The following is a 9100-nucleotide window of genomic DNA, read 5'->3' on the forward strand; positions in this document are numbered from 1 at the left end:
CCGCCAACCGGAAGAAGAAGGGCTCCGCGGGCGGTCGGCCTGTCAGTCACGACGCCGACCTCTACAAGGAGAGGAACACCGTCGAGCGCCTGATCAATAAGCTCAAGGCCTGGCGAGGCGTCGCGACCCGATACGACAAGACCCCAGCCAGCTACCTCGCCGGCCTCCATCTGCGCGCCTCAATGATCTGGGTCAAGCACCTCACCCGGACCACCACTTGATCACGACTCGATACGCGCCCTAGGAGCGTCCTGAAGATCTTGGTGGGCGGGTCGGGATGAGTCGACCCATTGACCGTCTATGGGTGATGGCGTTGAGCGTCCAGGTGTTGTTGATGTGGCGGAGCCCTAAGTTGATGAGGCGGCGGAGGTTGAGAGCGGCGGCGCGGTGGTGGAGCCAGCGGTCGTTGGCGTAAGCGCCACGGTAGGGCAGGCGGCGGTTGCCGCGGGCCACCAGCCAGGCCACCGCGCGTTCGACCATGGGCCGCCAGCGCCGGTAGTCGTCGTGCCAGTCGCGGTCGGTAGCGGCCTGGCGGCGGGCGGCGGCTTGCAGATCGTGGTGCGGGCGGATAGTCAGGATGCGGCCGGTCTTGGCGGTGGTGCAGCGATCGTGCAGCGGGCAGGCGGCGCACAGGCCGGTGAAGGTAGCGCGCCGCTGCTGGTAGCGGCCGGCGGGGGCGGCGAGAGCGACGGTGTGCCCGGCGGGGCAGGTGACCGTGCCGGCGGCGGTGTCGATGGCGAAGTCGTCCAGGGTGAACCCACCGGGGACGGCAGGTGTGAGCGCGGGCGGTTTGATCAGCAGCCGGTGCCCGGCCTCGGTCAGGGTGGCGCGCAGGTCGGCGGCGGCGTAGGCGGAGTCAGCCAGGATCTGCAGCGGGCCACTCTCACCGGCAAGCAGATGAGGTGTGAGGGCGGCCTCGTGGTGGTCGGCACCCGATCCAGGTCGTAATGCCACTGCGGTGAACAGGCCGGTCTCCGGTTCGACGGCCAAGTGGGCCTTGTAGCCGTCGTCGCGCTGCTGCCGGCTCTTGTGAATATGGCGGGCCTCGGGGTCGACGGTGGAGATGATCCGGTCAGGTGGGGTGTGGCGGGCGATCCGCCACCGTCCGTCGGTGCCGTCGGAGCCGTCGGCGGGCTCGACGTCTTGGCCGGCGATCAGCGCCAGCAGGCCGACCGCGCCGGCAGCGGCCTCGTCCAGGTCCTGGCCGGCCAGCTGCTCCAGCAGGGCGAGCGCGTCGGTGACCAGGCCGCTGACCAGGGCGGTCTTGGCTTCCTCGTCATCCCAGGCGATCCTCGGCTTGCCCGGATCGGTGTAGTCGTGGGCGTGACAGTGCGCCGCGACGAGCGCGGCGGCGCCGGGCACCTGGCGGGCCACCCGGCGGATCGCGGCGATGAGCTGGGTGATGGTGTCCTGGGTGGCGACCGCGTCCAGCAGCACGGCCGAATCCAGCGCCCGCCGCGTCCGACCCGCTAACACCCCGGTCTGCTTCACCACGGTGCGGACGGTCTGGAAGATCCGGTCCGGGCGGGAAGAGCGCGCCAGGCGACGGCGGAAATACGTCAGCAGCGACGGATCGAACCCCCGCTCATGCAGGCCCACCCCGCAGGCGGCCTTCCAGCGCAGATCGAACCGCAGCGCCGCCACCGTCTCCTCATCCGACAGCCCGTGCAAAGCCTGCAGTACCACCACCGTCGCCAGCAGGTCCGGCGGCACCGACGGACGTCCGTTGACCGGCGCGTACATGTCCGCGAACGCCTCCGGCGGAAACAACACCCGCCGCTGCTCAGCCAGGAACGCGAACATGCTCCCGGCCGGAATCAACTCCGGCACACGACCCACACCTCAGGCCCGACCGGAGCCCTCCGACGGCCCATCATGACCCGAGTGTGAACTCCCGACCTCAATCTGGCCAGACCATCAAAATCTTCAGGACACTCCTAGGGCCTGTACGGACTTCGGATCTTCAGGCAGGTCGGAGGCTTCGGATCCACAAAACTGCTCCACGTAGGTGAAGGCCAGCCAGGTAGCTGCCCGGCGTCTTGTCGAAGCGGAAGGCCAGCCCGCGCCATTCTTTGATGCGGTTGATGCAGCGTTCCGCCGTGTTGCGCTGCTTGTAAAGGTCTTGATCATGGCTGATCGGGCGGCCGCCGCGGGAGCCGCGGTTCTTGCGATGGGCCGCCTGGTCAGACTTCTCCGGGATGACCGCTTTGATGCCGCGTTGGCGCAGGTAGGCGCGGTTGCCGCAGGAGGAGTACGCCTTGTCGGCGGCCACCGAGTTCGGGCGGGTGCGCGGGCGGCCGACGGGCAGGCGCACCTTGATGCCGGTCAGGACGGCGCGGAACTGCGGACTGTCACCGGCCTGTCCTGGAGTGAGGACGAAGGACAGCGGCCGGCATCGCCGGTCGGCGGACAGGTGCACCTTGGTGGTCAGCCCACCCCGCGAACGGCCCAGCCGGGCAGCCTTCAGCCGGATTCTGTGCCGCACTCGTAACCGTCGGCGTCCAGCTCCGTCTTCCTCGCTGTCGTGGTGGTTTTGCCCCTTTGGCGTAGCCCCTTTTCCCGCGCGGCGGCCTCTTCCAACGCCTTGACCAGCTCGCCGTCCAGCACCATCCCGGCAGCGTGATGATGGGCACGGGCCGTGGTGGAGTCCACGCTGACCAGGTCGAGCTCAATCTGCCCCCGGGCCGCGGCCTCAGCGATCATCGCCTGCATCAGCTGTTCGAAGACACCCGCTATCGCCCACATCCGAAACCGGTCGTAGACGGTGGACCACGGCCCGTACTCGACGGGCAGGTCCCGCCACGGACTACCGGTACGAAACCGCCACATCACCGCGTTGAACTGCAGCCGCAGGTCCGGGATCGGACCTCGCGCGCCCAGGGGCAGGTGAGGCTCGATCAAGGACCATTCCTCATCGGTGAGATCTCCACGCGCCATGGCGATGGCCTACCAGGACCGCAGGCCACAGCGCAGGAAATCCCTCTGATCTCAACTCCGTACAGGCCCTAAAGGGCGTGTCCCGTGGATCATTGGTGGGGGTTTGGTGTAGATCAGTCCGGTGGAAGATCGCCTGAATCGTCAGCCGCGCGGTTCGTTAGGCAAGGCCGCGAGTTCAGGCGACGAAACCGCCCCATCGACGTCGACCGTGCAGGTCGTCTGTCACCCTCTCCCCGGCCGCCTGACTCACCCATCCCACCAGCCCTGATCCGGTTCAGAGGCCAGGCCCCGCTGCGCTGGCCAGCTGAGCTGGTCAGACTAATCTTCGTCTCCGAACACATCGGCTTCTACGATGCGGTTGTCTGCCAAGCCACGCTGTCTTTGTGCAGCCGCACGAAGTCCTGCAACATTGGGATCACCAGGATCGATTGATGCAAGCTTGTCTGCTTCTCTGTCCCAGAATGCCGCTTGTTCCTTGTGAAATCGCGCTGCCTTCTGTGCATCACTTCGCCGACCCATGTACATCTGATCGGCGCCGAAGTGAGAGGAACGGGACTCTGGGAGCGGCACGTGCTTGGTGACAGCACCCGGCGTATCGGGTAGGTGGCCCGGGCCGTCGGCAGGTCTAAGACGGTGTCCACCGTTGAGGGCGGTACGGGGGTCAAACTGGCGTCCGAGCCTGCGGAGCAGCTCGCTGACCTGGCGGAGTTTGGGCGCGATCGACCGGTCAAGACGGTCGGTGAGCTGACGGACGATCGCGCCAATCGTGGCGCGGGCGGTGGCTATCGCGCGGATGGCGTTGAGTGCGCTGGCGGGTCCGGCTGCGATGCTGGCGGCCAGTTGCGGAGCGCACCAGGCCAGCTGGGTTAACACGCCGGTCTGGGCGATTTTGATCGCTATCGCCCCCAAACTCACCAGGCCCGCAGCCCAGCCGGCCATCGTGTGCAGGTCACCGGAATCGCCGCCTGCGGCGATCGCTTGCCAGTGCTGGTCGAAGGCGCCGCCCTCAGCTCCGCGGGTGGCTGCGGTGTACTGTCCGGCGGCCGACTCGGCTTCCTGTATGCCAGGGCTCACATTACGCAGGAAGGCGCTGATCGTCCCAGCTATCCCATCCAACGCGTCCGGATCCCAGACGAACAGTTCAGCGGGCACACCGACCAGCGAGGCGACCTCGGCGTATTTCGCGTACTCGGTGGCGATCACTACGTGCCCTCAGCCGCCGCGCCGGCAATCCCACCCGCGCCGGCATCGGCCGCTGCCACTCATCAGTCCCTAGGGTTGCACGGGCGCGGAGCAGGGCCTCGTGTTCCTCCCGCGTAATGTGATCCGCCGCCCCTTTGCGGCACGAGTACAGAGGCTTCGGCCTGGTGAGACCGCAGTCCCGCATCGAGAAGCGGACCCGGATGACGGGTGTCCCACCTTGATCCACCTCGTTGGCCCAGCTCAGGCTGGTGGCTCCGGCAGGACAGGTCATGACGCGACGGTCCCAGTCGATGGTGAATTCGCTGACGGCAAAGCCCTTGCCCTCGGCGCTTTACCCGTCGGCGCCGATCTCGTGGCCGACGGGATGCGCTCAGCCTTGTTCTTGGGCAGTCGATAGTCCTCGATGCGGGCCTCGTAGCGCTCGAACCATCCGGGTTCGGCCTGGGCCAGCAGCCAGTCGGGTGCTGCGGCGGCCAGCGCGTTGAGCGCGGCGCGCACCGTTTCATGCACCTGCTCCAGCCGGTTCATCGCACGCATGGCCATGAGCACGTGAGTAGAGTCGGTTCGCTGCCACCCCCGGCGCGAAGCAGCCCGGCGGTCACGGCGCGCTCCAGGATCGTGTCGAGCAGGCTTTGTTCAAGTGATCCTGCGATCAGGCGATCTCGGAACTCGCTGAGCACCGAGTAGTCAAAGCCGGCGTCGGTCAACTCCAGCCCAAACGCGTACTTCCAGTCGATCCGCGCTCGCACAACCTCGGCCGCCTGCCGGTCGGACAGTCCCTCGCCGAACTGCAGGATCGACACCAGCGCCCGTACAGGCCCTAGTCGTTCCCCGGTGGGTAGAAGCAGCGCATAAGTGAACTGGGACCTGGCCAGAATCCATTCAACTGGCCGTCGCCGCCCCCAGCTCGGCCTGGTTGGAGGGCCCGGCGACGATGACGATGAAGGAATCGAGAATTGCCAGGAACGCCCCGACCAGTGCGATTGAGACCGCGCCCCACGGGGTGGTGGACGTCTTCACTGCCGTCTCCCTTCGGCATTGAGCAGGCCCGCGAGCCCCTTGACCATCTCCGTGGCCATCACAGCCTGACCCATGGCTGCGAAGTGGATGCGGTCCTGGCTCAGCAGGTCAGGGCGATCATTGACCGGGTGGTCCCACATATCGACGAGCACGGCGTCGTAGTCGGCTGCAAGGCCCCGCGTGATGTCGTTGACCTGGCGCACCCGCTCGCTCCAGTCGGGGTAGCGCGGCACCACGAAGGCTCTGCCCAGGGTGAACGTCGTCAGCTGCGCCCCGGTCCCGGCGGCGAGCTCGAACACCTGCTTCAGGGCGGTCGCGATGGCTGCGTAGTCGGGGTCGGCCCGGAACAGGTCGTTTGCGCCGCAAGGCACGTGGACGATGTCGGGACCGAAGTCGGAGAGCCGATCCAGCTGGGTCCGCAACGTTCTGGTTGTGGTTGCGCCTATCTCGGCCAGGTTCAGGTACGTCAGGCCGGGACTGATCCGGCGGAGGATGTCCGCCACTCGGGCAGGCCAGCCCAGGCTGGCATATCCGGGACTCGGATCGCCGATGCCCGCCGAGAGGCTGTCGCCGATGGTCGCGAAGCGTTGCCAGGGTGCTCTGGCGAGCAGGTCCGCAGCGCGAGCTGGGGGCAAGCAGTAGGGATCGGACTCTTCGGTCAGGGAATGCGTTACTGAAGGCATCCTTAAAACGTACGATCGTTCGTTCTTATTTTGCAAGCCGACCGCGAGGGAACGTCATGATCATCGACCAGCGCAAGGCGCGTGGGGCTCGCGCCAGGAGAGTGATCACCCGCCACGCCGTGGACGTCGCCTCCGTCGAGGGCTTGAGCGGTCTGTCCTTCGGCCGCCTGGCCACCGATCTGGAATTGAGCAAGGGGGGTGTGGCGACGCTGTTCCCCACTAAGGAGCATCTGCAGCTCGCCACCGTCGAGACCGCCCGGGGAATATTCATGGAGGCGGTTGTCCAGCCCGCCTCGGACGCGCCCGCGGGGACCGCGCGACTACGAGCGCTCGTGGAGCGGTGGATTTCCTATGCTGAACTGCCGCTCTTTGCTGGCGGCTGCTTCTGGGCGGCCAATCTTCCCGACTTCGACAGCCGTCCCGGCCCCGTCCGCGACGGCCTGCGGCGTCAGCGCCAGGCCTGGCTGGCGGTCCTCGCCGAGCAGGTGTTTCACGCAGTCGGGGCTGGGGAGATCCCCGAGGTTGACGCCGAGCTCACCGCATTTCAGATCGACGCGGTGCTCACCGCGGCCAATCTCGCGATGCGCCTCGGCGAATTGGATGCCGCGGATCGGGTTCGCCGGGTGATCGACGGACTCCTCACCTGAGGCCACGGAGGCGCACAAGGGTCAGCCCTTCATTCGGCTACGGAAGATCTGGCGACGGCCCAGGGGAGCATGTCGTGCGGCGATCAAGGCCTGGCTCATGCACAATGGCCGCCCGCTGGCGATGTATCACACACCGGCCTGAGACAGCTTCTCAGACCGGCATGCTTGGCTCACAGTGAGTGTTCTTCATCCTGCGTTCGCGCAGCGCATGGCCGCAAGCGGAATGCCTGGGAGCGGGGCCAGGCTCCAGCCCCCGAACCGAGGCGGGCCTTTCTTCAAGAGGAAGGGTTCTACAGCAGCGACGCGTGGCTGAAGGGTCCACGAGGGGAGATCGTCTCGCGTCTGGAGAGTTACCACCACTCCATCGTGATCCAGACGTCCGCCGAAGCCGTTCAGGCCCTACACCGATGAGAGGCTGGGGTGCGCCGCTCCTCGGGCGCACCCCGTTGTGGTGAGGCGCCCTGTCACGGGGCCAGAAGTCGCGCGGCGATCCGCTCATGGGCGTCGATCGTTCGAGGCAGCCTGGAGACGGGGGTCTGCTCCACCCAGAGTCCGAAGCCCATCAGACCGGTCACCCTGGGATGCCGCTCGGCCAATTTCACGTAGTCCCACTGCAGATCTGCCAGCTCGGCGTCGGTCTGGTAACCGGGCTTGGTGCCACAGGCCTTGAGCGGTGCGGCCTGGGGCATCAGGAAGAGCTCCTGATCCGGTGCAGTGATGGACTCCAGCGTGTTCAGCGTCGGCTCGATCTCCGCAGCCGAGCGGCAGTACCAGTCGAAGCCGACCCAGTCGACCTCGGGCGGGACCCGCATGGCCGAGGTCACCTTGGGCCCGGCCTCCACCATCATGACCGGCACGGACGGGAACTCCTCCTTGATGACCTGGGCCGAGGTCCTGACGTCCTGGTAGGACGCGCCCCGGTGGAAGGCCTCGTCCTTGAGGTAGAAGGCGGCCACCTTGCTCAGGTGCGGCCTGACCACGTCGGCCAGACGTTGCCAACGTTCCCGGTGGTTGGCGTAGAGGCGGCAGGTGGTGCTGCCTGCCTGGTCGCATCCGGTGAAGAACTCGTGTCCTGTGTAGACGACACAGGAGCGCGGCGCGCACGACTCGAGAACCTCTGGGGCGTAGCGCGCGTAGTCGCTGATGTTGACCCAGTTGAGGGTGGTACGCCCACGTACTTCCTGCACGTGGTTGCCGAGCGCTTCGGTGATACGGGCGGCGAAGTACCCCAGGTGCTTCAGCGAGCCGGCACGGGCCGGGCTCGCCGCGACAGCCGAGACCCCCAGGTCGTCGAAGGTGGCCGTGTCACTGTCGCTGTCAAGGTAGGCGCCAAGATGCAACCAGGTCTTCGCAGGGAACGCCCGATCCAGCGACACCTCCGTCGTGACGTCGCTCACGGTGACGGTGGCCACCCCAGCGCCGGGGCGCGCGTCGACGCGGATGCGGTAGCGGCCGCGCTCGTCCGGAGTGGCCGCGCCAGGACGATCCAGGACCTTACGGCCATGCGTGAACGCCTGGATGCCGCCGTTGCTGCGGACGAGTACCGCCAAGGACACACCTGCCTCGGTCACGTAACCGGAGACGGCGGGATCGGCGGTGAGCACGAGCGAGGCCCATGCGCCGTCGCTGGTGTCGCCGGGGATCGGATCCGTGGTTACCTGCGCGGTCACCACGCCGTCGGTACCGGCCGTCACCGGGGAGTCCAGCCGTACGGCGGAGGTGCCCAGCCAGAGGGATAGGGTGCCGGGATAGCGTGAATGATTCACCTGCGAATACCACGGTCGGGGAACAGGAGCCTTGTACCAGAGGCCGGGTGTGCGGCTGTAGGTGACGCCACGTTGCGCGCCCCGCTGACGGGCGGCGAGACTGTCGTTCAGTCCGTACGTGGGATCCTTGTCGACCGCCTGGTCGAAGGAGTCGGTGAAGCGCAAGGTCGGCTCGGCCCAAGAGGCACCGGACGACAAGCCGCAGAGCAGAACGGCAGATGCCGCCACTGAAAGCATCCGTAGGGTGATGACCATGGGCGCCCACTGTAATGAGGCACGGCCCGCAGCGACTCGCTCTCACCTGTTGATGGCAGCCGTAGTGCCACATATGGCAGAAATCCATCTGATTGCTCGGCCCTCTGGGGGCGCTGCCACGGCATCGACGGCATTGTCGCTCACCGTTGGCGAGCATCAGGGAAACGGTGATCGAAGACCGTGCGCGAATCATCGTCGGGGGTTGGAGGCGCTGCCGACGCCGAAGCCTGTCCCTCAGGCCAATAGTCCGGTCGACGAGTCACCGACACCCCGCCAGAGGTTGCGGCCCCTGCCGCGCACACACTGCCTGCTCCCGCGACCTCACCGGTGCAGCCGTCTTCCCCAGCTCCCACTCCACGGGCCGACCCGGAGCGGTCGCCACGCCCGGCAGGAGATCGCGTGGTCCATGCCATGGTCGGTCTTCTGGGAGCAGATGTAGGCCGCCATGCTCACCGGCCCATCGCTTCCTTCACCCACAAGACCATCGAACGCTTGAGGACTGTGAGACTGATGAGGCACCGCCCGACAAGCCAGGGCCTGACCCAGTTTGAGACTGGCCCGCGTGCCTTGGTGATGACCTGTCGCCCTG

The 9100-nt window shown here is 66.9% G+C and carries 5 protein-coding genes and 4 pseudogenes; 2 read left to right on the forward strand and 7 right to left on the reverse strand.

What is annotated here, in order from left to right; all coding sequences use genetic code 11:
- Nucleotides 1-221, forward strand: a pseudogene (locus ABFX50_RS49830) (IS5/IS1182 family transposase); the annotation flags it as partial.
- Nucleotides 222-315: 94 nt separating this feature from the next.
- Here ABFX50_RS49830 and ABFX50_RS49835 read toward each other — a convergent pair.
- The 6 genes and pseudogenes from ABFX50_RS49835 to ABFX50_RS49860 all read right to left on the reverse strand — a co-directional run.
- A pseudogene (locus tag ABFX50_RS49835) lies at nucleotides 316-1830 on the reverse strand (IS1182 family transposase); the annotation flags it as partial.
- A 133-nt stretch (nucleotides 1831-1963) separates the two neighbouring features.
- A pseudogene (locus tag ABFX50_RS49840) lies at nucleotides 1964-2937 on the reverse strand (IS5 family transposase).
- Nucleotides 2938-3255: 318 nt separating this feature from the next.
- Complete coding sequence (locus ABFX50_RS49845) at nucleotides 3256-4140, reverse strand: hypothetical protein (protein WP_346158180.1); 885 nt, start codon at nucleotides 4138-4140, stop codon at nucleotides 3256-3258.
- Nucleotides 4141-4506: 366 nt separating this feature from the next.
- Nucleotides 4507-4949: pseudogene (locus tag ABFX50_RS49850) on the reverse strand (transposase); the annotation flags it as partial.
- A gap of 73 nt (nucleotides 4950-5022) precedes the next feature.
- The gene (locus tag ABFX50_RS49855) at nucleotides 5023-5160 is read right to left on the reverse strand and encodes a hypothetical protein (RefSeq protein WP_346158182.1); all 138 of its coding nucleotides are present in this window, start codon (nucleotides 5158-5160) and stop codon (nucleotides 5023-5025) included.
- On the reverse strand, nucleotides 5157-5843 hold the full coding sequence (locus tag ABFX50_RS49860; protein ID WP_346158186.1) for an SGNH/GDSL hydrolase family protein: 687 nt from the start codon (nucleotides 5841-5843) through the stop codon (nucleotides 5157-5159). The genes ABFX50_RS49855 and ABFX50_RS49860 overlap by 4 nt, the downstream gene beginning before the upstream one ends.
- 56 nt (nucleotides 5844-5899) lie before the next feature.
- Here ABFX50_RS49860 and ABFX50_RS49865 point away from each other — a divergent pair, with 56 nt between their 5' ends.
- Nucleotides 5900-6490, forward strand: a complete 591-nt coding sequence (locus ABFX50_RS49865; protein WP_346158188.1) for a TetR/AcrR family transcriptional regulator — start codon at nucleotides 5900-5902, stop codon at nucleotides 6488-6490.
- Nucleotides 6491-6954: 464 nt separating this feature from the next.
- Here ABFX50_RS49865 and ABFX50_RS49870 read toward each other — a convergent pair whose 3' ends face one another.
- Entirely contained in the window at nucleotides 6955-8421 is a 1467-nt protein-coding gene (locus ABFX50_RS49870; RefSeq protein ID WP_346158191.1) for a hypothetical protein, read from the reverse strand.
- Nucleotides 8422-9100: the final 679 nt, after the last annotated feature.

It is taken from the genome of Nonomuraea recticatena (assembly GCF_039533245.1).
GTDB lineage: Bacteria > Actinomycetota > Actinomycetes > Streptosporangiales > Streptosporangiaceae > Nonomuraea > Nonomuraea roseola.

What these genes read in the sequence shown, in the direction of transcription:
- ABFX50_RS49860 (WP_346158186.1), bottom strand. Translation starts at nt 5,843, where the DNA reads ATGCCTTCAGTAACGCATTCCCTGACCGAAGAGTCCGATCCCTACTGC.
- ABFX50_RS49865 (WP_346158188.1), top strand. Translation starts at nt 5,900, where the DNA reads ATGATCATCGACCAGCGCAAGGCGCGTGGGGCTCGCGCCAGGAGAGTG.